Here is a 26,523-nt window from a genome sequence, read left to right as displayed (position 1 = left end):
GTATTCAATGTGCATAAGCACAAGTAGTGAATAGATTTTTAAGGACTATACCAATTATAATATTGGACTATAGTTCTTTAGAATAGGTGTGTACAATGAGTAAAACTATTACTGCAGAAGATATTAAAAAAAGTGTTAAAGATAACGATGTTCGTTTTCTAAGATTAGCCTTTACCGATATTAACGGAACATCTAAAGCCGTCGAAGTTCCAACTAGCCAATTAGATAAAGTTTTAACTAATGATATTCGTTTTGACGGTTCTTCAATTAATGGCTTTGTTCGTCTAGAGGAAAGTGACATGGTTTTATACCCAGACTTTTCTACTTGGGCAGTTTTGCCTTGGGGAGATGAAAAGGGTGGAAAGATCGGTCGTTTAGTATGTTCAGTTCACAAGACAAATGGTGAACCTTTTGAAGGTGATCCAAGAAACAACTTGAAGCGTGTTCTTAAAGAAATGAAAGAAATGGGCTTTACTGATTTTGATATTGGTTTTGAAGCAGAATTTCATTTATTTAAGTTAGGTGAGGATGGTAACTGGACTACTGAAGTTCCTGATCATGCTTCATACTTTGATATGACTTCTGACGATGCTGGTGCAAGATGTCGGCGTGATATTGTTGAAACTTTAGAAAGTATTGGTTTTGAAGTTGAAGCTGCTCACCACGAAGTAGGTGATGGTCAACAAGAAATTGACTTTAGATTTGATGATGCTTTAACTACTGCTGACCGTGTTCAAACATTTAAGATGGTTGTTCGTGAAGTAGCAAGAAAGCATGGTTTGTATGCTACATTTATGGCTAAGCCTGTAGAAGGTCAAGCTGGAAACGGAATGCACACTAATATGTCTTTATTTAAAGATGGTAAAAACGTATTCTATGATAAAGATGGTGAATTCCACTTATCAGATACAGCTCTCTATTTCTTAAATGGAATTTTGGAACATGCCCGTGCAATTACAGCAATTGGTAATCCAACTGTTAACTCATATAAACGTCTAATTCCTGGTTTTGAGGCTCCTGTTTATATTTCCTGGGCTTCTAAGAACCGTTCACCACTTGTTCGTATTCCAGATGCTGAAGAAATTAACACTCGTCTAGAAATGCGTTCAGCTGATCCAACTGCTAATCCATATCTTCTCCTTGCAGCTTGTTTAACTGCTGGACTAAATGGTATTAAAGAGGCTAAGAAGCCAATGGCTCCTATTACTTCTAATGTTTTTGAAATGTCTGAAGAAGAAAGAGCTAAGCGAGGCATTAAACCACTTCCATCTACTTTGCATAATGCTGTAAAAGCTTTTAAGGCTGACCCACTAATTCAAGAAGCTTTAGGTGAACACTTGACTCAAAGCTTTATTGATTCTAAGAACCTTGAATGGTCTAAGTACACTCAATCAGTTTCTGATTGGGAAAGAGACCGTTACATGGGGTATTAATTAAGTAATATAAACTAATAAGCCAGTTGATTTATTCAACTGGCTTTTTTGCTTAAACTCAAAGTATGATAAAGTTAAAAGTGATAATGCTAGATAGGAGTAAAAAATTGAAACAGAAGCAATCAATTTATACTAAAGACGTTATTCTGGTTATGGCCGCGTCTTTCTTTTTTATGTTCTCAGTAATGTTTGTAACACCCTTGATTAATGGCTATGCAATCAGTTTAGGTGCTAGTGCGGTATTTGCCGGTGTGATAACAGGGATTATGAGTGTAGTTTCAATGTTCTTAAGACCGGTCGCTGGTAATTTAACTGACCGTTTTTCAAAGTATAGTTTGTCCTTTATTGGAGGAGTATTAATTTTAATTGGGGTGGCAGGTTATTGTTTCTCTCCATCAGGAAATTGGCTCTTAATTTTTAGGTTAATTAATGGTACTGGTTTTGTGCTCGCAACAGTTTGTATGACTACCTGGTTAGCATTTCTGGTTCCTCGGAGTCATGTTGGAGAAGCAATGGGATTTTATGGCTTGATGAATGCTTTAGCCATGGCTCTTGCACCAGCTTTAGCTATTAACTTGTATAAAATAATTGGCTATAAGTCAGCTCTTTGGCTCGCTGTACTTGCAGCACTATTAATGATTGTTTCTATTCAATTTGTTGGAAACCATGCTAAGCCTAAAATTACTAATAATAAAAAAATAAAAATCATTCAAAAAGATGCTATTCCCGTAGCGTTATTAACTACTTTTTTTGCAATTCCATATTTTATTACACAAGCCGACATTGTAGTGTATGTTGAAAGACAGCATTTTTCAATTGCTGTAGGTTATTTTTTTGTAATTTATGCGATCGCCTTATTATTAATTAGAATTGGTTTAAAAAAGTATTTTGATTTAATTCGCTTTGGCTTTTGGTTCTGGCTAAGTTTAGTTGCGATGATTTTATTTTTAATTATTGCTACTTTTATGGTCAATAACTGGTTAATGGGATTAGCTGCAATTATGCTTTCGATTGGATATGGGGTTATTTACTCTGTGAATCAGTCTACCGCTTTGATGTTAGCTCCAATTGAAGAACAAGGGTTAGCTAGTTCGACTTTTTATTTGGGCCTTGATATAGGAATGGCAGCTGGTCCAATGATCGGTGGTGTGACTGCTCAAAATCTAGCTCCAGATTACTTTTACCCAGTTTTATTGGTTATTGTGCCAATTATTTTAATTATTTACTTTATATATCGTAAGAAATTAAATGGTGCCTTAAATCACCGTTAGTAAGGAGAAGAATATGACTATTCCTTTTAAAGCTGTTGCGGTTGATATGGATGGAACATTTTTAAACGACCAAAGAAGCTATGACCATGATTTGTTTGCTCAAGTTTTAAATAAATTAGAAAAACATAATATTCAATTTATTGTAGCTAGTGGTCGTCCATTTGCTCGTTTAAAAAATGACTTTTCTGAATTTATTGATCGCGTAGATTTCGTGACTGCCAATGGTTCTCGACTAATTGTTGAAGGAAAAGAAGTGGCTGTTGAAGGATTAACTAAAAAGCAGACCATTGATTTAGTTAATTTTGTCCATCATACCTATGGAAGTATGGCGACAATGGCCTATGGCAGGGAGACAGCATATATTGGAACTGAAGCACCAGCAAAAGATAAGGAATTTTTGCAGTACTTCGCTAAAGAAAGTGTAGAGATCAGTGATTGGGAAGAGTTACCTGATGATACCTTTATTGAATTGACTTTTCATCATGATAGTAAAATAGCTGGAGAGATTGAGAAAAAATTTAATGAGCAATATGGGAATATTGTGACTACTTTTGCTTCAAATCCAGTAGCTATTGATGCTGTTAAACATGGAATTAATAAGGCAACTGGATTGAAAAAGTTACTGGCTTATTTTGGATTAACTGGTGAAGATTTAATTGCTTTTGGTGATAGTGGTAATGATATTCCAATGCTAGATTTTGCAAAATATAGCTATGCAATGGAAAATGGTATGGCTATTGCAAAAGAACATGCAAAGTATTTGGCTCCTAGCAATAATGACAATGGAGTTTTGAGAGTTTTAAATGAATATTTAGATAAAAACTAGGATGAGCAAAAAAAGATGTAGATTGTTTCTGCATCTTTTTTTGCTATCTTATAAAATATAAACCTGTCCCTTTACTAAATTTATTTTGATACCAAAAATTTTGTTTTTTTCGTTTGTATTCTTCGTACATACATAGATAGGAAGATGGTTAGACTTTAATTTGCCCAGTAAATGGTTAATTTGAGCAATTGTTTTAGCATTTTCTCCTGTATATAAAAGGCATCGATCTCCGTCAATTTGGACTTTACTGATTGGATCAATTACGCCATTTTTCTTATTTTGATAAAAAAATTGAAAATTAGGATGGAGATCAGAAATTAAAATTAAGAAATCATCTAAATACATAGATCTTTATCCTCTCTTGATTTCTATATTTTTTAGAGATAGTATAGATTATATTTTAGAACCGAGGTCTTCTAATGAAGCTGAAGAGTAAAAAAATAAAAATAGCTATTATATCTATTTTAGCAGTTTGTGGTATTTTTTTAGCTGTAGGCCTATATTTCTATCAGGTTGCTGTTGTTCCAGGACATAAATCTTTTATTAACAATGATACTAAGCTAGTTAAAACTGACCCACTATACAAGGAAAAAAAGTGGTATCAAAATGTGCATAAACAAAAGTGGATTATGAAATCAGCAGATGATAATTTAAGGTTAGATGCAAATTATATTCCAGTAAATAATTCTAAAAAGACAGTTATTGTCCTGCACGGTTTTATGAATAATAAAGATACAATGGGAGCTTATGCTGCTATGTTTCATAAACTAGGCTACAATGTTCTATTACCGGATGCACGTGGTCATGGACAAAGTGAAGGAAACTATATTGGGTATGGTTGGCGTGAAAAAGTAGATGTTAAAAAATGGGCTGAGAAAGTTATTAAAAGGAATAGAAATAAGAGTCAGATTGCTATCTTTGGTGTAAGTATGGGTGGTGCTACAACAATGATGTCAAGTGGACTAAAAATGCCTAAACAAGTAAAAGCTTATATTGAGGATTGTGGCTACACTAATGTTAAGGATGAGATAGAACACGAAGCAGAAGACTTATATCATTTTCCGGCTTTTCCCCGTTTTCCTTTAGTTGAAGTTTTAAGTGGAATAACTAGAATTAGAGCAGGTTACTTTTTAAAAGATGCTAGTAGCGTAAAACAAGTTGCTAAAAATAAAAGACCAATATTGTTTATTCATGGTGCTAAAGATACTTTTGTACCAACACAGATGGTCTATCAAAACTATAAGGCAGCAAATGGTCCGAAAGAACTTTGGGTTGTTCCCGGAGCTAAACATGCTAAATCATTTGCGACTCACCCGATTCAATATCAGGAGAAAGTAAATAATTTTTTGAGTAAGTATATGTAAAAGATTGCTAAGATTGTTTAGCAATCTTTTTTTAGAATTGATTAAAAAAATTATACTTTATACATTTGATGCATGGCGTGAGCTATCATGTTAATAGAATAATTTTTATTAAGAGGTGGAAGAGTGTTACAGGATGTTTATATAGTAGGAATGAATCGAATTCCTTTTGGTAAGTATCGTGGATTTTATAAGGATAAAAGTGCTGTTGACCTAGGAGTGTTAGCACTTAAGGGATTATTGAAAAAGAATATTGTTCCACAAGATAAAATAGATAGCATTTTGGTGGGAAATGTATTAAGTGCTGGGCTAGGTCAAAATGTCGCTCGACAAATAGCTTTAAAATCAGGTTTACCTGAATCTGTAGTGGGTACTAGCGTAGACGACGTTTGTGGTTCAAGTTTAAAGGCATTACGGTTTGCTCAAGGTCAAATGCTCCTAGGAGATTCTCAAATTGCAATTGTAGGTGGGGCAGAAAGTATGACAAATGCACCACTTTTACTTGATAAAAGTAAAAAGCATGATGAAAATCCAGCATATCAAGATAGCTTAATGATAGATGGAATTGGGGATGCTTATTCGAGAAAGCCGATGGGAATTACAGCTGAGAATGTAGCTGATAAATACCATATTACGCGTCAAGATATGGATGAATTTGCACGTGATTCTCATGCCAAGGCTTATGCAGCTCAGGAGAATGACTGGTTTAAGGAAGAGTATGCACCAATTGAACTCGATGGTCATGTTCTTGATCATGATGAAACCATTCGACCAGATTCTAGTTTAGAAGCCCTAGGTCAATTAAAACCTGTATTTAAGGAAAATGGACGAGTTACGGCTGGCAATTCTTCACCGTTAACTGATGGTGCAAGTATGTTGTTATTATCTAATCAACAAAAATTAGATGAATTAAATTTAACTCCATTAGCATACTTGGGTGCCTATGCAGAAATTGGCTGTGATCCTGCTTATATGGGATACGCACCATATTTTGCTATTAAAAAATTACTTACAAAAACTAATAGCACAATTGAGGATTATGATCTAATTGAAATTAATGAAGCCTTTGCAGCTCAAGCATATGCTGTAGCCCGTGATCTAAATATTCCAAAAGAAAAATTAAATATCGCTGGAGGAGCAATTAGTTTAGGACATCCGCTTGGTGCAACCGGTACGCGCTTAGTAATGAGTGCAGTAAACAGTTTGCGTAAAATTAATGGTCGAAGAGCAATTGTATCTCTATGTATTGGCGGTGGCCAAGGAATCGCATATGAAATTAGAAGAATCATCTAAAAAGAAATTTTATCAATGGTTACCGGAGGAAAGAAGAGTCTTTTTAACTGAAAAAGGAATTAAACTAAGTGAGATTGAGTCTGAAACTTTGGAAAGACTAGATAAACTTAGTGAAAATGTAATTGGTCAAGTCCGTCTTCCTCTTGGTGTGCTTCCTAAGTTAATAGTTAACGGGAAAGATTATCAAGTACCAATGGCCGTAGAAGAACCATCGGTTGTTGCAGCAGCAAACCATGCAGCTAAAATTTTTAATCAAAATGGTGGAGCAGTAGCTGATAGTAGACGAAATGGAATATATGGTCAAATTGTTTTAGAGGTAACTGATAATTTTGATTTAACTAAGTTTACTACTGAATTTCCTCAATTAATTAGCTTAGCTAATAAAAAATTCGTTAGCTTAGTCAAGCATGGTGGAGGAGTTCGTAAAATTGAAGCTTCTCAAAAAGAAAATTTAGTTTTTCTTAGAGTTTTGGTTGACCCAGCAGAAGCTATGGGAGCTAATAAAACAAATGCTATTTTAGAATTTTTAGGAAATGAATTAGAGAAGCAGCCAGATATTGAACAAACTCTGTATGCAATTTTGTCTAATTATCCTACGCAATTGACTAGTGCTAAAGTAAGTCTTTCAATTGACAGTGTAGGAGGATTAAAAGTTGCTAAAAAGATAGCTTTATTGAGTAAAATAGGACAAACTGATATTTACCGGGCAGTGACTAATAATAAAGGAATTATGAATGGTATTGATAGTGTATTAGTTGCAACTGGTAATGATTATCGTGGAGTTGAAGCAGCAACTGCTGTTTGGGCTAATAAAAATGGTGCCTATACATCTTTGAGTAAGTGGAAAATTGAAGAAGATAGACTAGTGGGGACTGTAACAGTTCCCTTAGCAATCGGTGTAGTAGGTGGCTCAATTAAGGCTCGTCGAGACGTTCAACAAAGCTTTAGTTTATTAGGTAATATATCTGCCAAGCAACTAGCAGAAGTTATTGCGACAACTGGCTTAGCAAATAACTTTTCAGCTCTTTTAGCAATTTCTACTAAGGGAATTCAAGCTGGGCATATGAAATTGCAGGCGAGAAATTTAGTAGCAACCTTAAAAGCTAGTGAAGGTGAAAAAGCAATAGTTTTAAAAAAATTGCAGGAAAGTAAAAAATATACTCAAGAAGCAGCTTTTGAATTTTTAAGCGAAATAAGAAAGGATCAAAAATAAGATGAAGGTTGGAATTGATCAAATTGGATATTTTACTCCAAATAAGTATGTTGATATGGTGGATTTAGCCCATGCTAGGAATCAAGATCCAAATAAATTTTTAATTGGGATTGGACAGAAAAAAATGAGCGTTGCAGATCCAACTCAAGATGCAGTTTCAATGGGAATTAATGCAACTCTACGCTATATCGATAAGATTGATAAATCAAAAGTAGGACTTTTGATTTTTGGTACTGAAAGTAGTGTGGATCAATCTAAATCTGGCTCTTTATTTGTAAAATCGGCATTAGGGTTAGATCCTACTGTGAGAGCTTTTGAAGTTAAGGAAGCATGTTTTGGCTTAACGGCTGGCTTAATGATTGCCCAAGATTTTGTACGACTTCATCCTGATCAAACTGCTATTGTTATCGGCAGTGATATTGCTCGCTATGGGGTTAATACTGCTGGTGAAGTTACTCAAGGAGCTGGAAGTGTTAGTTTATTAATTTCTAGTAATCCAAGAATTTTAGAATTAAATGAAGGCCATAGTGCTTATAGTGAGGATATCAATGATTTCTGGCGCCCTAACTATTCTAAAACAGCCAAGGTAGATGGAAAGTATTCTACCCAGGTTTACTTAGACTTTTTCAAACATACTTTTTCTGCTTACAAAGAACAAAAGAATCTTGAAACAAAAGATTTTGCCGCTATTGTCTACCACTTACCTTTTACTAAGATGGGATTAAAGGCAAATAGATTAGCTGTTGAGGGAACGGATGAAGAAACAAATGCCCGGTTAATGGACAGCTTTACTGCAGCTAAAGAATTGAATGCAAATGTAGGTAATATTTACACTGGATCGTTATACTTGAGTCTACTTAGTTTACTTGAAAATGGTAGGTTAAAAGCTGGAGACTTAGTCGGTCTATTTTCTTATGGTTCAGGTGCAATGGCTGAATTTTATTCCGCAAATGTAGTTGAAGGCTATGAAAAACAACTTGATAAGGTTGGAGATAAAGCTTTATTAGATAATCGAAGCAAGCTTAGTGTTGCCGAATATGAGGAAATCTTTTATGCAGGTTTGGAAGATCCAGAAAACAATGTTGAACTTATCAGTGATGAAGAAACTGGTAGATATTATTTTGCTGGTATTCGTAATGATATCCGCCAATATCAAGTTAAATAACTTGTATTCGCTTACATAGTTGTTATAATAAGATGTGTGGAGAGGTAGAATAATATTGTAAATAGTTTTTATCTCCAGATTGTAGTGTTTTAAAGACAAGATTCTCTTAGTAAGATCAAATAGTCGTTATTCAATACAGATGCAAACAAGTGATGTTGATCAAGTCATAATATCAAACCCAGATACTGACGTTATGGCGCTAGATAGTATTTACCTCATCCACTTGAAAAAAGGTTGTAGACCAGGCAGTCTACAACCTTTTTTATAAGCACAAAAAAAGCAGTCACATCGACTGCTTAAATTAATATAATTACTTATTTTTTCTTAAAACTAGTTTGGTAACGCCTTCCCAACGTGGTGTTTGTGGCATCATATCAACCGGTTGAATTACCCTAACATCATAAGCGTCACTTAGAAGAACTAAATCTTTTGCAAGAGTAGCTGGGTTACAAGAAACATAAACAAAGGTTTCAGGCTTTACTTCAAGTAGAGTTTTAATTAACTTTTTGCTTAATCCTGTACGTGGAGGGTCGACGATTAATGCATTAATTGGAACACCTTGATTTTTTAGTTCTGGAAGTAATTTTTCTACATTTCCTTGAATATATTCCGCATTTCTTACATGATTTAAGCGGCAGTTTTCTTGAGCATCGATTACGGCTTCAGGAATAGATTCAATTCCAATAACCTGTCTTACTTGATCGCTAGCTAAGATTCCCAAAGTACCAACGCCCGCATAAGCATCGATCAAAGTTTGATCAGGAGTTAAGTCAAGATATTTAAGGGCTTCTGAGTAAAGAGTAGTAGTTTGTTCAGGGTTAAGCTGGAAAAATGCGCGTGGTGAAAGCTTAAATTTTTTACCTAGTATTTCTTCTGTAATATGTGACTTTCCGAACAATTTAATAGTTTTATTGCCCCAAACTTGAGGATTTTGCCATTGAGTTTCATTTTGGAAAACAGAAACTACATTCGGAAGTTTCATAATATGACTAGCAAGTAACTTGAGATCTTTAATTTTTTTACCAATTGTAATTAAAGTTACCTGAATTTCACCAGTAGCATTGCTTTGACGAACGGCAATGGTTTTAATTCCATCGGTATGACGTCTAAAGTCGGCAATTCGGATGTGAAGTTTATCGATTAGTTTCTTAATTTCACGTTCTACTTTTTGAGTCTCTTTTGTTTGAGTAGGCATATCAGGCAGGTCAATAAGACGACGGGAATTAGGAGCATAGAGACCAAGTTTACTCTTCCCCTTATTAAATTCAATTTGATATTGAGCTTTATTTCGATAATTCCAAGCGTTTGGTGTAGGAATTGTCTTTTTAACTTTATATTTAATATAGTCTCTTGGATGATATTTTCTAAGCGATTCTAGAATTAGGTGTTGTTTAAATTCAAGTTGTTTTGGATAAGAAAGGTGTGCGAGTTCTAATCCACCAACTGCAGGATCAACTCCTTTAGGAAAGGTAACTCTGTCAGGAGATTTTTCTTTAATTCTTACTAATTCACCTTCCAGATAGTGTGGATGGCGATCAACGATCTTAGCAACAACTACCTCATTTGGAAGCGCACCAGGAATAAAAATAATTTTCTTTTTATAGTATCCAATACCTTCACCATTAATACCCAAGCGTTTAATAGTGATGATAATATTTTTTTCTTGTTTGTTTTTAGTAAATTTTGTCAAAATAAGGCCCTCATTTCGATTGATTCATGAAAAAAGTGTCACAATAAGCATAAGCGTTATTTTCAAGTGATACAAGTATTTAATTTATTATAATATAGAAGAAATAAAAAAATGAAGAAGGTGTGATAATGCCAATTATTACTAAGATTAGTACACAAAAGCGGAAGGGACGCTATAATATTTTTATTGATAATGAATATGCCTTCAGTGTCAGTGAAAGAACCTTAGCTGAAAAAAGACTGTTAAAAGGAACTGAACTAAGCCTTGAAGATATTGAAAAAATAAAAAAAGCTGAAGCAGATAGTCATGCGCTCCAGCTAGCTATGTCTTATTTAAGCTATCAGCCGCGTAGTGTATATGAAGTTTTAACTTATTTAAATAAGCAGGGGATTAGTCCAGAAGCTAGTCAAAGTGCTATAGAAAACTTAATAGAATTAAATTATCTTGATGATAATAATTTTGCACGCTTATTTATCCAGAATAACCTTAGAGTAGGAAAAGATGGCCCAAGATCAATTAGTAGTAAATTAAAACAAAAAGGTGTAGCTAACGATATTATTCAGGATTCTCTTTATGAAGTAGATGATGAAGAATGGATAGAAGCTGGTATGCGCTTAATACATTCAATTGGTCATCAAGTAGGAAAAATGTCGTATAAAGAAATTAAGCAAAAAGCGCTAAAAAAACTACAAACACATGGTTTTAACCAAGAGCTAGGAGAACTTGTAGTTGATCAGTTAGATTTAGAAAGTACAGAAGATGATCAACTAGAGGCCTTGAAAAAACAAGGAATTAAAGCTTGGCGTCGTTATCGAAGAGATGATGACTTTAAGAGACGACAGAAAGTTAAAAGATACTTATTTCAACATGGTTTTTCCAGTGGAGAGATTGATAGTTTTTTAAGTGGTGAAGTAGTAAATTTAGAAGAAATAGATGAATATTAATTTGCTGGTATAATATTTAGTTAGGAGGCGAATATCATGGAGATGCCTCGTGAAGGCGATTATATCGCAATACAAAGTTATAAACATAATGGTACGCTACACCGAAATTGGCGTGACACTATGGTAGTTAAAACAGAACAAAATATTATTATTGGCGTTAATGATCGGACTTTAATTACCGAAGAAGACGGTAGAAAATGGATTAGTCGTGAACCAGCAATTGTTTATTTTCATCGTAAACTTTGGTTTAATGTGATAGCAATGCTTAGGCCAGATGGTGTTGCATACTATGCAAATTTAGCTAGTCCATTTATTTTAGATCGAGAAGCATTAAAATATATCGACTATGATCTAGATATTAAAGTTTTTCCAGATGGAGAAAAAAGACTTCTAGATGCCGATGAGTATGCAATGAACAAAAAACGCTGGCATTATAGCGAAGAGATTGATAGTATTTTGTGTAGTACTAGTTTTGAATTATTAGATTGGATTGATCAAAAGAAGGGACCGTTTGCTAGAAAGTTTGTACAAATTTGGTATGAACGCTATAACCAATTACGTCCTGACTTAGATCGAAGCTTTTTTAAGGGGAGAGAAAATGAAGAAAGAAAAATACTCGGCACATAACTTTATCGGTAAGGTTTTTATGCCAAATCAAATTGACGAAAATAAGACATATACAGCTGCTATTCAAGAGATGGAAAATGATCCTGTATTCCAAAAGTTTATCAAAGACAATGGGTATGAAAATGAACGAGCAAGCTTGGTGGTATTTGGACCAGAAAACTTTATGTTTTGGTATGGAATCTTGGCTGATGACAAACAAATGCCTGTTGCAGGATTAAATAAATTTGAATTACCTGCTTCAGAAATTGCAGAAATTAATACACCAGATAGTAATTTAGCTTTCTTTAGCCAACCTTTAAATTTTGTTATTCCTACTTTTTTAGATAAATTGTCAAAAGATGGCATTACTATGTACGAAAATTTAGGCGATAGTGAAAAACCATATGTTTTAGCTAAATTAAACTTAGAAACAAAAGAACTGGCCCAGATTTTATATCTAGATACCAGTTCTGAAGAAAGTTCAAAATAATTACTTCTGTTTAGGGTCAATAGAAAGATTATCATATTCAATATAAGCGCCAATACATGTTGAAATTAGCATGATCAATAAGACTATCCCAACGGAATTGCCAATAATAAAAGATAGTGAGAAGAATTTTCTTACTAAGTCCATGGCAAGCCAGCAGAGGGCAAAGTCAACTAAACAATTACAAATAAGTAGAAATTTACGTCTACGAATACTATAAAAACGTAAAATCTGTTTAAACAAGTTATTTGGTACTTCATCAGAGACTAAATCAAGTGGACGTTGAATAGTGGCCTTAATTGCAAATATAATAATTGTACCAACTAGGGCACCGATAAAACTTCTAAAAATGTCACTAGAATGTCTAACTAAGGCATTATAACAGATACCAACTAGGGTTAAACTGCAAATATACGGAATTAATAGTAAAAAAGTAAATACTAAGTAGATGTTTTGTTTTTTCATCTATAGGACCCCATTTCTTGTTCCTTATTTTATCATATATTTGCATGTGATATAATTACCGATAATTGTGATTAAAATGGGCCTTAACACATCAATAGAAAGAGAGAATTTAAAGATGAGTAGTGATCCCGGTGCGGGGGATATATTTAGCAAATTAAGAGCTAAATTTCGTGGCGATGAAGATATCGATGGCCAACGTAAGCTAAATAAAATTTTAAATAAATTACATGAGCAAAAAGAAATCAGCGATCGTGAATATTCAATGATGGAAGGTATTCTTGAATTTGAGGAAAAGATGGCACGAGAAGTAATGGTGCCTCGAACTGATGCTTTCATGGTCGATATTAATGATAGTTTTCAAGAAAACTTAGATAAGATCTTAAAAGAGCCTTATTCAAGAGTGCCTGTTTATGATGGAGATAAAGATAAGATTGTAGGCGTCATTCATATTAGAACTGTCTTACGAAAAGCTCATAAAGTTGGTTTTGATAAGCTAGACTACGATCAGGTTATGTTTAAGCCTTTATTTGCACCTGAAACTATTGAATTAGGAGAATTGTTAGTCGAGATGCAGGAGACCCAAAGACAGCTTGCTATTTTGACTGATGAGTACGGCGGCGTTGTTGGACTCGCAACAATTGAAGATTTAATTGAAGAAATTGTCGGCGATATTGACGATGAAGTTGATAAGGCTGAGGTATTATTTTCAAAAATTGGGCCAAGAGAGTATGTTATTTATGGAAAAATGCCTTTAGCTGACTTCAATGAAGAATTTGGAACTGATTTGGCAATGGAAAATGTGGATACTGTTGCTGGATATGTAATTACTAAATTAGGTCTAATTCCCGCTAAGGGAGAGAAGTTGAGCGTTAAACTTGATAATGGGATGGTTTTAACCACGAGACGAATGAAAGGTTCTCGTTTATTAACACTGCTGCTCACAATTCCAGAAAAACAAGAAAAGGAAGAAGCTAAAGATTAATGACAAAGTTAACGGATGAAGTGAAAAAAAGACGCACATTTGCGATTATTTCTCACCCGGATGCGGGTAAGACTACAATTACTGAACAAATGCTCCTTTTTGGTGGAGTAATTCGAAGCGCAGGTACAGTTAAAGCACGTAAAAGTGGTCACTATGCAACTAGTGACTGGATGGCAATTGAAAAAAAGCGTGGTATTTCAGTTACTAGTTCAGTAATGCAATTTGAATACCAAGGAAAGAGAATTAATATTCTAGATACTCCTGGACACCAAGATTTCTCTGAAGATACCTATCGGACCTTAATGGCTGTTGATGCTGCAGTAATGGTTATTGATTCTGCTAAAGGTATTGAACCTCAAACTAAAAAGCTGTTTAAAGTTGTAAAGAAGAGAGGTATTCCGATCTTTACTTTCATGAACAAATTAGATCGGGATGGACGTGAACCACTAGACTTAATTGCTGAATTAGAAGATTTGCTAGGCATTGAAGGTGTAGCAATGAACTGGCCAATTGGTATGGGAAAGCAATTAAAAGGCTTATACGACATTGCAAACAATCGGGTTGAACTCTATCGAAAAGATGAAGATGATCGCTATTTACCATTAGATGAAAATGGCAAATTATCTGAAGATGAAGCTTTAGCACAGGATAGTCTATACCAATCGACTTTAGATGATATTGACTTGTTGAAAGAAGCTGGAAATACTTTTGATAAAGATAAGATTTTAAGAGGAGATCAAACACCAGTCTTCTTTGGATCGGCTTTAACTAACTTTGGGGTAGAAACTTTCTTGGATAGTTTTGTTAATTTAGCACCTGCTCCTCAAGAACATGTGGTTAATGAAGATGAAAAGTTAGCTGCAGATGATCCAGAATTCTCTGGTTTTGTTTTTAAAATTCAAGCAAACATGAATCCTAACCACCGTGATCGAATTGCTTTTGTAAGAATTGGAAGCGGCGAATTCAAAAAGGGAATTGATGTAACTTTAGCTCGAACTGGTAAGCCTGTTCGATTGAATAATGCAACTGAGTTTATGTCTAGTGAACGTGTACAAGTTTCTGATGCAGTAGCTGGAGATATAGTTGGTTTGTATGATACGGGTAATTTTCAGATTGGTGACTCAATTTATGCTGGAAAGAAGAAAATTGTCTATCCAGAGTTACCACAATTTACGCCTGAAATTTTTATGCGAGTAACTGCTAAAAATGTTATGAAGCAAAAATCATTCCATAAAGGGATGAATCAATTAGTTCAGGAAGGTGCGATTCAACTTTATCGTGGCTATTCAACTGATGATTATATTTTGGGGGCAGTTGGTCAATTACAATTTGAAGTATTCTCTTTCAGAATGAAAAATGAATACAATTCAGAAGTTGAGCTCCATACATTAGGAAATCGTGTGGCTCGTTGGATTAACCCGGATCAATTAGATCCTAAAATGTCATCATCCCGTAACTTATTGGTTAAAGATCGGGATGGTGAGCCATTGTTCTTATTTGAAAATGCATTTGCTGAGAGATGGTTTAAAGATAAGTATCCTGATGTTGAATTGACTTCAAGATTATAAGATAGAAAAAAGCCGTGGAGCAACTCCACGGCTTTTTGCGATTTTAACGATCACAAGTGATAGAAATAATTTTTCTACTTTTATCAACTGTTATATCATAAATTCGATCTTCATGAATTAGACGCTTAATAACAAATTCTACTTCATCTTGTCTAATAGGACGTTTATGATTTTCCATAACGATTTCAATTTTATCAGCTGTTTCGCTGTATACTACTGTGGTATTACCTAAAGAGTAAACTTTTACGAATTGACTATTAGTAGCTGCTAATTGTCTTTGGACTAAATCACGGTAGCTATTTGTAACATCAATTAAATGCATCATATTTATAACCTCGATATATAATGTGTCTTTAAAATCCCAATTTAAGTATAACCTTTTTGCAGAATTTATAAAAATAAAAATAAGAGTCACGGAACCTGTGACTCTTATTTGCTCCTAAATAATTAATTTTCACTAATTACTATTTTACCGTCAACTACATTAGCCTTTAGGTCTTTAGCAGCTGGATTATCAAGTTTATAATCGGCTACCTTATCTTCAATTTCTTCTTGGATCGTACGACGAAGTGGACGAGCACCCATAGAAGGATCATAACCTTTTTCGACAAGAAGTTCTTTTGCTTCAGGTGTAACATCAATATGTAGGCCCTGATCTTTTACCATATCATTGGTGTTTGCAAGCATTAAATCAACAATCTTGATTAAGTCTTTCTTATCAAGTGCATTAAATTCAACTATATCATCAAGTCTATTTAAGAATTCAGGTTTAAAGTATTGACCTAAGCTATTCTTAAATTGTTCTTGATGACTGTTTTCAGCTGCAAAACCTACGCTAGCTTCTTTGATTCCTTGACCAGCATTAGAAGTCATAATGATGATGGTATCTTTAAAGGAAACTGTGCGACCTTGCGAATCAGTTAAGCGGCCATCATCGAGAATTTGCAAGAATAGGTGGAGTACATCAGGATGAGCTTTTTCAATTTCATCAAATAAAATTAAGCTATATGGATTATGGCGTACCCTTTCTGTTAATTGACCAGCTTCTTCATAACCTACATAACCTGGTGCAGATCCGATTAGCTTAGATACAGAGTATTGTTCCATATATTCGCTCATATCAAATCGAATCATTGCATCTTCTGTACCAAAGATTTGCTTGGCTAATTGTTTAGCTAATTCTGTTTTACCTACACCAGTAGGTCCTACAAATAAGAATGAGCCGATTGGACGACCAGATTTGTTAAATCCAACTCGATTTCGTCTTATTGCCCGAGCAACAGTTTCAACGGCTTTGTTTTGACCAATTACATTATCTTTAAGGTCAGTAGCTAAATTCTTTAATTGAGTTTCTTCTTGTTTTTGTAAGTCACCGACAGGAATATTAGTTTTTTCCTCAACGATCTTATTCATGATCTTTTCAGTGATTTTAGGTGTTTGATCAGGATCTACTTTCTGATCTTTTAATTTTTCATACTTTTCAATCTGATCACGATAGTAGGCAGCTTTTTCGTAATCTTCATTTTTTAAAGCATCTTGCTTTAAGCTTTCAGCAGCATCTAGTCTTTCTTTGATTTTTTCACTATCAACATAAGGAATAGTGAGATTCATCCTTGAACCAGCTTCGTCTAAAAGATCAATAGCTTTATCAGGTAAGAAACGATCTTGAATGTAGCGTGAAGAAAGATCTACTGCAGCTTGTATAGATTCATCAGTATAGTGAACATGGTGGTAATCTTCGTAACGCTTACGAATGCCTTGCAAAATCTTAATTGTTTCTTCAGTTGTAGGCTCTTTAACCTCCACTGGTTGGAATCTACGAGCAAGGGCAGAATCCTTTTCGATGTTTCGATATTCCTTAATAGTAGTAGCACCAATTAATTGGAAATCTCCACGAGCTAAGGCTGGTTTAATAATGTTACCAGCATCCATACCACCTTCAGCGTTGCCAGCACCAACTAATTCATGAATTTCATCAATAAATAGGATGATATTATCGTTTTGTTCTAATTCTTTGATTAGTTGTTGCATTCTTTGTTCAAATTGACCGCGAATTCCAGTTCCTTGAACCATTGATACCATATTTAAAGAAATGATTCTTTTATCTTGAAGCTTAGCTGGAACTGAACCGTCGACAATTTGTTGTGCTAAGCCTTCAACAACAGCAGTTTTACCAACACCGGCTTCTCCGATAAGAACAGGATTATTTTTAGTCCGTCTGTTTAAAATTTCAATAACGCGAGCAATTTCTTTATCACGACCAATAACTGGATCAATCTTACCTTTTTTTGCTAAGTCGGTTAAATCTGTACCATACTGGTCGAGTAGGGATTTTTGACCACCATTGTTTCCACCTCTGCGGCCACCACCCATTTGCATGCGTGGATTATGTCCTTGAGGATTATTTTGTTCATTGTTGTTATTATTTAAGGCGTTGAATAAATCATCAAAATCGCCAAAAAATGCATTGTTATTATTCATACTATTATTTTGTCCTTGTTGATTTTTCAATTCTTGATAACATTGTTGACATAATGAGATTTCACGATCTTGCCCATTTACATTTGTATAAAGATGAATAGAGGCAGGACGTTCGTGACAGTTATCGCATAACATTAATATTCCGCCTTTCTTATAATATTCAGGCTATATTCCTATTTTAGCACTCTTGATATATGAGTGCTAACTTGCTAATATCATAGTACGGATACTTACTAATTGCAAGTGGTAAGCCCAGATTTTTATGGAAAATTGATATAATAGGATAAAGAAAAAATTTTTTATAAAGATGCGGAAACTTCAAGGAGATAAGTATAAGAAATGGATTATAAAGAAATATTAGATAAAATTATAAGTGGTGAATTAAAAGAGTATAGAGTTAGTCCCAAAGATGCTTTTCAATTTCAATTAGCTCTTAGAAGCTATGGTAAAAGACAGAGTATAACTGGGATTGCCCAAAGAGGTGGGGATATAATTTATACCTTATCTGATAATGAAAATTAAGTACTTTATAATGTAAACATTTACATTTGTGTTGTTTTCATTTAAAAAACATGATAACCTAATAAACGAGTGGGTATAAAACTCCCGATTATTTTTGATTTTAAAGGAGATAATTTAAAATGGAAAAACGCGAATTTCATATTATTGCTGAAACTGGTATTCATGCTCGTCCAGCTACTTTGTTGGTACAAGCTGCTTCTAAGTTTAACTCAGATATTAACTTGGAATACAATGGTAAATCAGTAAACTTGAAGTCAATCATGGGTGTTATGTCTTTAGGTGTTGGCCAAGGTGCAGATGTAACTATTACTGCTGATGGTGACGATGCTAAAGAAGCAATTGAAGCTATTGCTGACACTATGAAAAAGGAAGGTTTAGCTGAATAATGTCGAAAACTTTAAAGGGAATTGCAGCCAGTGATGGTATTGCAGTTGCACCAGCCTACCTTTTGGTAGAACCTGACCTTTCGTTTTCTAAAACCTCAGTTAGCGATGTTGATGCTGAAGTAGCTCGCTTTAAAAAAGTTGTTGAAGAATCAACTAAAGAACTTGAAAAAGTTCGTGATAAAGCTAAGGAAAGTTTAGGACCAGAAGAAGCACAAGTTTTTGATGCCCACCTTCTATTCTTAAGCGACCCAGAATTTACTGGGGCTATTGAAACAGAAATCAAAGATCAAAAAATTAATGCTGAAGCTGCATTAGATGAAACTGCTCAAAAATTCATTACTATTTTTGAAGGTATGACTGACAATGCATATATGCAAGAACGTGCAGCTGACGTACGCGATGTTTCAAAGCGTCTTATGGCACATCTTCTTGGTAAGAAATTGCCAGATCCTGCAGCTATTGACCATGAAGTTGTAGTAGTAGCCTACGATTTAACACCAAGTGATACAGCTCAACTTAACAAGAAGTACGTTAAGGGATTTGTAACTGATGTTGGTGGTAGAACTGCTCACTCAGCAATCATGGCTCGTTCATTGGAAATTCCAGCTGTTGTTGGTACTGAAACTATTACTAAAGATGTTAAAGATGGCGATATGCTTATTGCCGATGGTTTAGACGGCGATGCTATCATTAATCCAACTGATGCTCAAATCGAAGAATACACTAAGAAAGGTGAAGCCTTCGCTAAGCAAAAGGAAGAATGGAAGAAGCTAAAGAATGAACCATCTGTAACTGCAAATGGTAAGAAATTTATTATCGCTGCTAACATCGGTACTCCTAATGATATGAAGGGTGTAAAAGAAAACGGTGCTGAAGCAATTGGTTTGTACAGAACTGAATTCTTATACATGGATTCAAAAGACTTCCCATCCGAAGAAGCTCAATTTGATGCTTACAAGAAAGTTATCGAAGACATGGATGGTAAGCAAACTATCATTAGAACTTGTGATATTGGTGGAGACAAGCACTTAGATTACTGGGATCTTCCAGAAGAAATGAACCCATTCTTAGGTGTTCGTGCTATCCGTCTTTCAATGCAATACAAGGATATCTTTAGAACTCAATTAAGAGCCTTACTTCGTGCATCTGCATATGGTCCATTAGGAATTATGTTCCCAATGATTGGTACTTTAGCAGAATTACGTGAAGCAAAACAAATCTTAGCTGAAGAAAAAGATAAACTCGCTAAAGAAGGCGTTAAGATCGGTGACGACTTACAAGTTGGTATGATGATCGAAGTTCCAGCTGCTGCTGTCTTAGCTGATCAATTTGCTAAAGAAGTTGATTTCTTCTCAATTGGAACTAACGACTTAATCCAATATACTATGGCTGCTGATCGTGGTAATGATAACGTTTCTTATCTTTACCAACCATACAACCCATCTGTTTTACGTTTGATTAAGCACACTATTGATGGTGCTCATGAAAATGGTATTTGGTGTGGTATGTGTGGTGAAGCTGCAGGTGATGACATTATGTTCCCAATCCTTTTGTCAATGGGACTTGATGAATACTCAATGAGTGCAACTTCAATTTTACGTATCAGAAGTTTGATGAAGAAGATCAATACTGAAGATATTAAAGAATTAGCAAATAAAGCTTGTTTTGTTTCAGAAACTGCTGATGAAAACAAGAAATTAGTTGAAGAAACTATGAAGAAGCTTAATATTCTTGATTAGAAAAAAGAGTACTAAAATAGTACTCTTTTTTTGTTAGAACTTCACACAAACTTCAATATTTGTTGCTAAAGTATACTATGTAAGCTAATAAAAGAAATTTGATTACAACTTATAAAAGACAAGTATTTGTGATACAATATCTTATGTAAGTGAAACAGTAGTTATTTTTCTACACGCAAAGGAGTGTGGAGTTAAGTGTTAAATTTATATACATCACCAAGTTGTACTTCATGTCGTAAAGCTAAAGCATGGTTGAAGGAATACGATATTTCATTTAAGGAAAGAAATATTTTCGCCAATCCACTAAATAAAGAGGAAATCATGCAAGTTTTACGAATGACTGAAAACGGCACAGAAGAAATTATTTCTACTCGTTCTCGTACTTTCCAAAACTTAAAGATTAATTTAGATGATTTATCAATTGATCAACTAATTGATCTTGTTGAAAAGAATCCTAGCCTATTAAGACGTCCAATCATTATGGATGATAGACGTTTACAGGTAGGCTACAACGAAGATGAAATTAGGAGATTTCTTCCTCGTAAAGTTCGTCGCTTAGAACTTGAAGAGATCCAAGCAATGACTGCTGATTTTTAATTAAAAATTGTAAAAACGTTAGCTTTTTTAAGCTAGCGTTTTTATATGAGTAGGAAAATAGGTTACAATGTATTAAAGATAGAGACTTCGAGGTGATAATAAGTGGAAGTACACAGAATAAGTGAAAATACCATTCGTGTAACAATGGACGCAGATGAACTTAAAGAACGCGGAATAACAATGCTCGACTTGTTAGGAAACAAAAGTCAAATTCAACATTTCTTCTATCAAATTTTAAGTGAAGTCGACACAGATCATACTTTTGCTAAAGGAGATCCCGTTACTTTTCAGGTGATGCCAAGTAGTTCTGGATTAGAATTACTTATTTCAAAAGTACCTGATAGTGATGATGATAGTAGTAACAATCCGAATGATCAATTAAGAGATCTTTTAAAGGGATTAGGGGCTGGAGATGATGATCAACGCAAAACTGAAATTAATGATGATCGTGAAAAATTAGTCAGTGATAATCGTCGCGTCTTTAAGCTGGATAGTATTGATTTAGTTGCAGCCTTAGCCGATGCTTTAAAGGTTGAAGGATTAGCCTCCAGTTTATATACCTATCATCATGAATACTATCTAGATTTAGCCTATTTAGATGATAATTATGTAGAATTGAAACCCGAAGATACTTGGGTAATTGCTAATGAATATGGAACTGGAATGACTGAAAAGCAATTCCAAAGAATAAAGAAAAATGCTAAGTGCTTAATTGGCCAAGATGCATTAGGGAATATAAGAGAATATTTCGATTAAAAAAGGGAGATGAAAAAATCATCTCTCTTTTTGCGTATATAATATTGGGCGATAAAATGTACGCAGCTATTTTAAATAAAAAATTAGTCTTAGCCATCAAGGAAGCAGAACAAGTTAATAAAGGATTTAAGAAGTTAAATCAGGATTATTATACTTGTCCGTCTTGTAGAAAACGAATGATTTTGATTCTATCAGAAGAAAAGCTACCATTTTTTAAGCATTTCTATCAAGTTAGGGGAACAGGAGAGAAAGAAGAACATTATCAATCTAAGCAACTTTTATGTACTGCACTAAAAGCAAATGGAGTTAATGCAGAAGTTGAGGTCCCATTGCTTGATCAACAATTGAGAGCTGATGTATTAGTAGAAAATAAATTAGCTTTTGAAGTGCAGTGTGCTCCGTTAAGCGAGACAGAATTTAAGCATCGACATAGTTTATATGAAAAATTATCTATAAAAGATATTTGGATTGTGGGTCAAAGGCATTATTTAAAAAATAAACTTAATCGTTCAAAAGAAATATTTCTAAGGTATAGCCCAAAATGGCAATGGTATTATTTAGAAATTAATCCATTTAGTTGTGTAATTACATTAAAATATAATATTTTAAAGGCTGCAGTTAGTTCAGAAATAAGTTATGATATAAAACATTTTTCTTTAGATGAGAAGGGAATTGCAAATTTATTTACTTTTGCTCCAACTAATCGACGAAATATAAAGTATTCTTCTATTCAAGATCAAAAAATATATTTACAGAAACAAATTACTCATAAAAGTAAACTAGGGTTAGAAATTGCTTCTTTGTTATACCAATTACATTTTTCAGTAGCAGATATACCTGAGAAACTATTTTTAGAACTGAGGGAGCCAAAGGAAAAGAGTCCAATAATAACTTATCTACAAAAAAAGCTAGATGATTCAAAAAATCATCTAGCCTAATTGAATTATAACAAGCGTAAACTATTATCACTACTAGTCTGTTTATCCCCAACGATTGCAGATTCAATTTCTTCACGATTTGCGCAACCTTCGATCATCATACCAGAATCTCCTTGGTCATCATCATAGTTAAAAATAATGGTTGTAGGAGTAGTGACGACGTTTAAGTCATCAGCGAGTTTTAAATCCTTATCCATTGAGAGCTTTATGTAGTTTGATTCTCGATTCTTTTTGAAGTTTTTTATTGAAACATCTAAAGAATTTAGAATCTCATCAACGAGCTCTGGAGAATAAGTTCTATTCATATCATTAATCGCATGCTGCAAATTAATGATATATTGTCTAGCTTTTTTATTGCCGACAATTAATTTTAGAGTGTGATAATCTTTAGTTGCGTTGTAAGCACTTTGACTAAAAGTGTTGAAAACTTCGACATTATTTAAAGAAAGATGTCTAGCTTTGATATCGTTCCGAATTGTGTTCATCGTAGTTATGGGAATAAAGTGGTAAGAAATATTTTGATTGTAACCACTGACTGCAGCGATTATTTCCTGCTCATTTTGATAACAGTTAACCCCAATTGGATTAACAAAGAAAAATATTTCAAACATTTTGTTATTTCCTCCATCCAAGTTCATGAATACTGTATCAGAAAATGAATGAAATGGAAAAAAATTTGTTTTATTTTTTATGTTCCCAAGCACGCTGTACTTTACTTTGATTAGTATTTTCCTTATTAACTGTAAAATTAAATTGTTTTTCTAATTCAGAAAGTACCTTTTTGATGATATCAGGATCATCATTTTCAATTTCTAATTCAAAGTCATAGTATCCATCTGGAAATTCTGTTAAATCTAAAGTCAATTCACAGTTTTCTGGACCGTTAGCTAGTATTCTTCGAGTTTGACTCCAAGAAATTAATTTCAAAGAGTGAATTGCTTCATTGGAATAATGCTTTTGGAGGTAATCACCAACATCTCCCCCAAATAAAAAGAAGTCACCTTCATATGAACTTTGAGTCATTTGTTCAGCTTGTGCTACAGATAGTAAATCATTAATTTCGATCCGTTCACTGTATTTCTTTTCCTTAGGATTAGTTTCTTTAACTTTAATAGTTTGCTCTGCATGATCAACAAGAATTCTGATTCTTAAGCTAGCATCACTATTTTTTAAATCAAAGTCTGGTGTATCAAAATAATAATTCTTTTGAATAAAATCAGATTTTGCGGTAAAAGCTGCACGCATTTTCTCATAGGTTTCTTTATCTAGTAGAGTTTTTGATTCGATTTCTAAATTTTTACTCATAATTTTATCCTTTCACTAGTTAATGTTATCCCTCTATATGGTAGAATAATTTTGTTTGAAACGGAAAGGATTTATACATGAAAGATTGGGATTTATTTTTATGGCCTTATCAACAGGCTGTTTCTGAATTAAAAGTTAAATTTCGATCACTTAGACAAAGTTTTTTAAACAAGGGTGAGCATTCGCCGATTGAATTCGTGGTCGGACGTGTTAAAACAGTTGATTCAATTAAAGAAAAAATGACACGGCGTGTTATTGCCCCTGAGGTCATTGAGAATGATATGCAAGATATTGCTGGTATTAGAATTATGTGTCAATTTGTTGATGATATCTATCGAGTAGTTGATTTAATTCATGAACGGCAAGATATGCAAGTAGTTGAGGAAAGAGACTATATTCAAAATGCTAAACCATCAGGATATCGATCCTATCATATGGTAATTGAATATTCAGTTTTTTTACCTGATGGACCAAAGAAAATAATTGCTGAAATTCAAATTCGTACCTTAGCAATGAATTTCTGGGCAACAGTAGAACACACACTGAACTATAAATATCAGGGAAAATACCCGGAAGATATTTCTAAGCGACTTAAGACAACAGCTGAGGCTGCTTATAAGTTAGATGAAGAAATGTCATCAATTAAAGATGAAGTGCAGGAAGCACAGAGAATTTTTACTAAATCTAAAGGAAAAGAGCAATAATGAAAGTCGCACTCGTTTATAATGATAAAGTTGAAACCTTAGCAGTAGTTAAAGCATTAGAAAAATTACTAAATGCTAGAAAAATTGAAATTGATCCTGAAAATCCTGACGTGGTAATTACTATCGGAGGAGATGGAACATTAATTTCGGGATTTCATAAATACCAAAATCTAGTTGATAAAATTAGATTCATTGGTGTTCATACTGGACACTTAGGTTTTTATACTGACTGGCGTAATTTTGAAATTAACAAGATGGTAGATAATTTGACTAAGAAGCAACCATCTTCAGCTTCCTATCCACTCTTGGAATTGATCATTACTACTGGAGCAGGTGAAAAGAAAAAGTTGCTTGCATTAAATGAGGCAACTATTAAACGAGTTTCTAAGACTTTAAAGGCCGATGTTTACATCAGAGACCAGTTTTTTGAAAGTTTTAAGGGAGATGGCTTATGTGTTTCTACCCCTACAGGTTCTACTGCCTATAGTAAGTCATTAGGCGGTGCTGTCATTCATCCACGTTTAAAAGCTTTACAAATGACTGAAATAGCTTCAATTAATAATCGTGTGTTTAGAACACTCTCATCTCCAATTGTAATTGCACCCGATGAATGGATCACCATTAAGCCGGAAACAGGTAGTGATGATCATTATGTAGTTACATTTGATGGTTATGAATTTAATCACAAGCATATTAAAAAAATTGAGTACCGTATTTCTCAACATGTTATTCGCTTCGATAAGTATCAACATACTCATTTTTGGAATCGTGTAGAAGATGCTTTTATCGGCCAACCTAAAGATAAACAATAATGCAATATTTTAAATTAAAATTTGAAAATAAAACACCTCAGAAACTGGGGCGTTTTTTGTTAAAAAATGGTTTTTCTAAACGCGCTTTGACTAATAGCCAGCATCATGGTGGGATGGTTCTAGTGAATCATCACCGCCGGTATACTAGCTACTTGCTGCATGCTGGAGATGAAGTAATTTTTATTTTAGGAGAAGAAAAAGAAAATAAATGGTTAAAGCCCTCGTCTAAGAAGCTAAATATCGTTTTTGAACAAAAAGATTATTTAGTTATTAATAAAGATGCCGGAATCTTGTCAATTCCATCTCGCTATGAAGATAGTGATGCAGTAGTAAATCGTTTATTGCACTATTTTCAACAACAAAAACAAACTGATCTTAAGCCACATGTGATCACAAGACTTGATCGAGATACATCTGGATTAGTTTTGGTAGGAAAAAACGCAGTTGCGCATGCACGTTTTAGTAAGATGGAAAAGAATGAGTTTATTAAGAAATATCATGCAATTGTGCATGGAAATTTTGAAGAAGCACAAAGACAAGGAACTATTGATGCACCAATTGGCAAAATAGATGCCGGAGTTAAGCGCGGAGTAGTAAATAACGGACAAAGATCAGTTACAAAATATCGGGTTTTAGATCAAGTTAAAGGTGCTAGCTTAATAGAATTACAGCTTTTAACTGGACGAACTCATCAAATTAGAGTGCACATGCAATATTTAGGACATCCCTTGTTCGGTGATCCTTTGTATGGAATTAAAGATAATTTTAAGCGACAAGCGTTAAATTGTTTTTATCTTGAATTTGATGATCCTTTTTCAGAAAAAAGACAAAAAATTGAAATAGCAGATCCTATTGATATGGAAATATTATGGAAGAACTTGATAAGTAATGAATTATAAATATAACAGCTAAATTGATTGACTAGTGTAACCGCTTTACATAGAATTAAATATAAGAAGTGTTAATACTATTCAAATAT

Annotated in this window: 28 protein-coding genes; 21 read left to right on the top strand and 7 right to left on the bottom strand. The window is 33.9% G+C overall.

Annotated features, from left to right (window positions below; translation table 11 throughout):
• Positions 1-95 precede the first annotated feature (95 nt).
• The 3 genes from H0I41_RS06915 to H0I41_RS06905 all read left to right on the top strand — a co-directional run bounded on the left by H0I41_RS06915 (position 96) and on the right by H0I41_RS06905 (position 3,530).
• The gene (locus H0I41_RS06915) at positions 96-1,433 is read left to right on the top strand and encodes a glutamine synthetase family protein (RefSeq protein WP_182094523.1); all 1,338 of its coding nucleotides are present in this window, start codon (positions 96-98) and stop codon (positions 1,431-1,433) included.
• A 107-nt stretch (positions 1,434-1,540) separates the two neighbouring features.
• Positions 1,541-2,704, top strand: coding sequence for an MFS transporter (locus tag H0I41_RS06910; protein ID WP_135014315.1), 1,164 nt, complete (start codon positions 1,541-1,543; stop codon positions 2,702-2,704).
• Positions 2,705-2,717: 13 nt separating this feature from the next.
• Positions 2,718-3,530, top strand: a complete 813-nt coding sequence (locus tag H0I41_RS06905) for a Cof-type HAD-IIB family hydrolase (RefSeq protein ID WP_011162311.1) — start codon at positions 2,718-2,720, stop codon at positions 3,528-3,530.
• A 48-nt stretch (positions 3,531-3,578) separates the two neighbouring features.
• On the opposite strand, the gene H0I41_RS06900 is transcribed toward H0I41_RS06905, so the two are convergent.
• Entirely contained in the window at positions 3,579-3,875 is a 297-nt protein-coding gene (locus tag H0I41_RS06900; RefSeq protein WP_004897763.1) for a hypothetical protein, read from the bottom strand.
• Positions 3,876-3,949: 74 nt separating this feature from the next.
• Between H0I41_RS06900 and H0I41_RS06895 the strand changes: the two genes are divergently transcribed.
• The 4 genes from H0I41_RS06895 (at position 3,950) to H0I41_RS06880 (ending at position 8,562) form a co-directional block, all read left to right on the top strand.
• Positions 3,950-4,894: an alpha/beta hydrolase gene (locus H0I41_RS06895; protein ID WP_135014316.1), complete on the top strand. Its 945-nt coding sequence runs from the start codon at positions 3,950-3,952 to the stop codon at positions 4,892-4,894.
• Positions 4,895-5,017: 123 nt separating this feature from the next.
• The gene (locus tag H0I41_RS06890; RefSeq protein ID WP_011162309.1) at positions 5,018-6,184 is read left to right on the top strand and encodes a thiolase family protein; all 1,167 of its coding nucleotides are present in this window, start codon (positions 5,018-5,020) and stop codon (positions 6,182-6,184) included.
• Complete coding sequence (locus H0I41_RS06885; RefSeq protein ID WP_011162308.1) at positions 6,162-7,397, top strand: hydroxymethylglutaryl-CoA reductase, degradative; 1,236 nt, start codon at positions 6,162-6,164, stop codon at positions 7,395-7,397. The genes H0I41_RS06890 and H0I41_RS06885 overlap by 23 nt, the downstream gene beginning before the upstream one ends.
• Position 7,398: 1 nt before the next feature.
• Entirely contained in the window at positions 7,399-8,562 is a 1,164-nt protein-coding gene (locus H0I41_RS06880; RefSeq protein ID WP_135014317.1) for a hydroxymethylglutaryl-CoA synthase, read from the top strand.
• Positions 8,563-8,872: 310 nt separating this feature from the next.
• On the opposite strand, the gene rlmD is transcribed toward H0I41_RS06880, so the two are convergent.
• On the bottom strand, positions 8,873-10,252 hold the full coding sequence (gene rlmD, locus H0I41_RS06875; RefSeq protein ID WP_011162306.1) for a 23S rRNA (uracil(1939)-C(5))-methyltransferase RlmD: 1,380 nt from the start codon (positions 10,250-10,252) through the stop codon (positions 8,873-8,875).
• A gap of 128 nt (positions 10,253-10,380) precedes the next feature.
• Here rlmD and recX point away from each other — a divergent pair, with 128 nt between their 5' ends.
• Genes recX through H0I41_RS06860 form a run of 3 tightly spaced genes read left to right on the top strand, consistent with a single transcriptional unit; the run spans position 10,381 to position 12,292 of the window.
• Complete coding sequence (gene recX / locus H0I41_RS06870; protein WP_011162305.1) at positions 10,381-11,196, top strand: recombination regulator RecX; 816 nt, start codon at positions 10,381-10,383, stop codon at positions 11,194-11,196.
• A 36-nt stretch (positions 11,197-11,232) separates the two neighbouring features.
• Complete coding sequence (locus H0I41_RS06865) at positions 11,233-11,823, top strand: DUF402 domain-containing protein (protein WP_182094520.1); 591 nt, start codon at positions 11,233-11,235, stop codon at positions 11,821-11,823.
• Positions 11,795-12,292 carry a hypothetical protein gene (locus H0I41_RS06860; RefSeq protein WP_011162303.1) on the top strand — a complete coding sequence of 166 codons (498 nt, stop codon included), beginning with the start codon at positions 11,795-11,797 and terminating at the stop codon, positions 12,290-12,292. The genes H0I41_RS06865 and H0I41_RS06860 overlap by 29 nt, the downstream gene beginning before the upstream one ends.
• Here H0I41_RS06860 and H0I41_RS06855 read toward each other — a convergent pair whose 3' ends face one another.
• Positions 12,293-12,754: a hypothetical protein gene (locus tag H0I41_RS06855; protein WP_135014319.1), complete on the bottom strand. Its 462-nt coding sequence runs from the start codon at positions 12,752-12,754 to the stop codon at positions 12,293-12,295.
• A 115-nt stretch (positions 12,755-12,869) separates the two neighbouring features.
• Here H0I41_RS06855 and H0I41_RS06850 point away from each other — a divergent pair, with 115 nt between their 5' ends.
• Both H0I41_RS06850 and H0I41_RS06845 read left to right on the top strand, forming a co-directional pair.
• Positions 12,870-13,736, top strand: a complete 867-nt coding sequence (locus H0I41_RS06850) for a hemolysin family protein (protein WP_004897754.1) — start codon at positions 12,870-12,872, stop codon at positions 13,734-13,736.
• Entirely contained in the window at positions 13,736-15,304 is a 1,569-nt protein-coding gene (locus H0I41_RS06845) for a peptide chain release factor 3 (RefSeq protein ID WP_004897753.1), read from the top strand. Before H0I41_RS06850 ends, H0I41_RS06845 begins: the two co-directional genes overlap by 1 nt.
• Positions 15,305-15,347: 43 nt before the next feature.
• Here the strand turns inward: H0I41_RS06845 and H0I41_RS06840 are convergent, their stop codons facing one another.
• A complete protein-coding gene (locus H0I41_RS06840) occupies positions 15,348-15,626 on the bottom strand; it encodes a DUF1827 family protein (protein WP_034525186.1) in 279 nt (92 codons plus the stop codon).
• A 125-nt stretch (positions 15,627-15,751) separates the two neighbouring features.
• Positions 15,752-17,920 (bottom strand): ATP-dependent Clp protease ATP-binding subunit, encoded by a 2,169-nt coding sequence (locus H0I41_RS06835; RefSeq protein WP_023599819.1) that lies wholly within the window; start codon positions 17,918-17,920, stop codon positions 15,752-15,754.
• 204 nt (positions 17,921-18,124) lie between these two features.
• On the opposite strand from H0I41_RS06835, the gene H0I41_RS06830 reads away from it, so the two are divergent.
• From H0I41_RS06830 to H0I41_RS06805, 6 genes are all read left to right on the top strand, one after another.
• On the top strand, positions 18,125-18,307 hold the full coding sequence (locus tag H0I41_RS06830) for a hypothetical protein (RefSeq protein ID WP_004893811.1): 183 nt from the start codon (positions 18,125-18,127) through the stop codon (positions 18,305-18,307).
• Between the two features lie 119 nt (positions 18,308-18,426).
• Positions 18,427-18,693, top strand: a complete 267-nt coding sequence (locus tag H0I41_RS06825) for a phosphocarrier protein HPr (protein ID WP_004893814.1) — start codon at positions 18,427-18,429, stop codon at positions 18,691-18,693.
• Positions 18,693-20,432 carry a phosphoenolpyruvate--protein phosphotransferase gene (gene ptsP, locus H0I41_RS06820; RefSeq protein ID WP_004897751.1) on the top strand — a complete coding sequence of 580 codons (1,740 nt, stop codon included), beginning with the start codon at positions 18,693-18,695 and terminating at the stop codon, positions 20,430-20,432. The genes H0I41_RS06825 and ptsP overlap by 1 nt, the downstream gene beginning before the upstream one ends.
• 195 nt (positions 20,433-20,627) lie before the next feature.
• The gene (spx, locus tag H0I41_RS06815) at positions 20,628-21,029 is read left to right on the top strand and encodes a transcriptional regulator Spx (RefSeq protein ID WP_135014320.1); all 402 of its coding nucleotides are present in this window, start codon (positions 20,628-20,630) and stop codon (positions 21,027-21,029) included.
• Positions 21,030-21,131: 102 nt separating this feature from the next.
• Positions 21,132-21,785: an adaptor protein MecA gene (locus tag H0I41_RS06810; protein ID WP_004897749.1), complete on the top strand. Its 654-nt coding sequence runs from the start codon at positions 21,132-21,134 to the stop codon at positions 21,783-21,785.
• 56 nt (positions 21,786-21,841) lie between these two features.
• The gene (locus tag H0I41_RS06805; RefSeq protein WP_011161747.1) at positions 21,842-22,723 is read left to right on the top strand and encodes a competence protein CoiA; all 882 of its coding nucleotides are present in this window, start codon (positions 21,842-21,844) and stop codon (positions 22,721-22,723) included.
• Positions 22,724-22,728: 5 nt separating this feature from the next.
• On the opposite strand, the gene H0I41_RS06800 is transcribed toward H0I41_RS06805, so the two are convergent.
• Complete coding sequence (locus H0I41_RS06800) at positions 22,729-23,334, bottom strand: DsbA family protein (protein WP_041818525.1); 606 nt, start codon at positions 23,332-23,334, stop codon at positions 22,729-22,731.
• Positions 23,335-23,404: 70 nt separating this feature from the next.
• Positions 23,405-24,028 (bottom strand): CYTH domain-containing protein, encoded by a 624-nt coding sequence (locus H0I41_RS06795; RefSeq protein ID WP_004897746.1) that lies wholly within the window; start codon positions 24,026-24,028, stop codon positions 23,405-23,407.
• 77 nt (positions 24,029-24,105) lie between these two features.
• On the opposite strand from H0I41_RS06795, the gene yjbM reads away from it, so the two are divergent.
• Genes yjbM through H0I41_RS06780 form a run of 3 tightly spaced genes read left to right on the top strand, consistent with a single transcriptional unit; the run spans position 24,106 to position 26,443 of the window.
• Complete coding sequence (gene yjbM, locus H0I41_RS06790; RefSeq protein WP_004897745.1) at positions 24,106-24,732, top strand: GTP diphosphokinase; 627 nt, start codon at positions 24,106-24,108, stop codon at positions 24,730-24,732.
• A complete protein-coding gene (locus H0I41_RS06785; protein WP_004897744.1) occupies positions 24,732-25,544 on the top strand; it encodes an NAD kinase in 813 nt (270 codons plus the stop codon). Before yjbM ends, H0I41_RS06785 begins: the two co-directional genes overlap by 1 nt.
• Positions 25,544-26,443, top strand: a complete 900-nt coding sequence (locus H0I41_RS06780) for an RluA family pseudouridine synthase (RefSeq protein ID WP_011161749.1) — start codon at positions 25,544-25,546, stop codon at positions 26,441-26,443. Before H0I41_RS06785 ends, H0I41_RS06780 begins: the two co-directional genes overlap by 1 nt.
• The last annotated feature ends 80 nt before the right edge of the window (positions 26,444-26,523 follow it).

The organism is Lactobacillus johnsonii (genome assembly GCF_014058685.1).
In the GTDB taxonomy this organism is placed as follows: domain Bacteria; phylum Bacillota; class Bacilli; order Lactobacillales; family Lactobacillaceae; genus Lactobacillus.
Note: the sequence above shows the minus strand (reverse complement) of the source record. Positions and strands in the feature narration are given on the sequence as shown.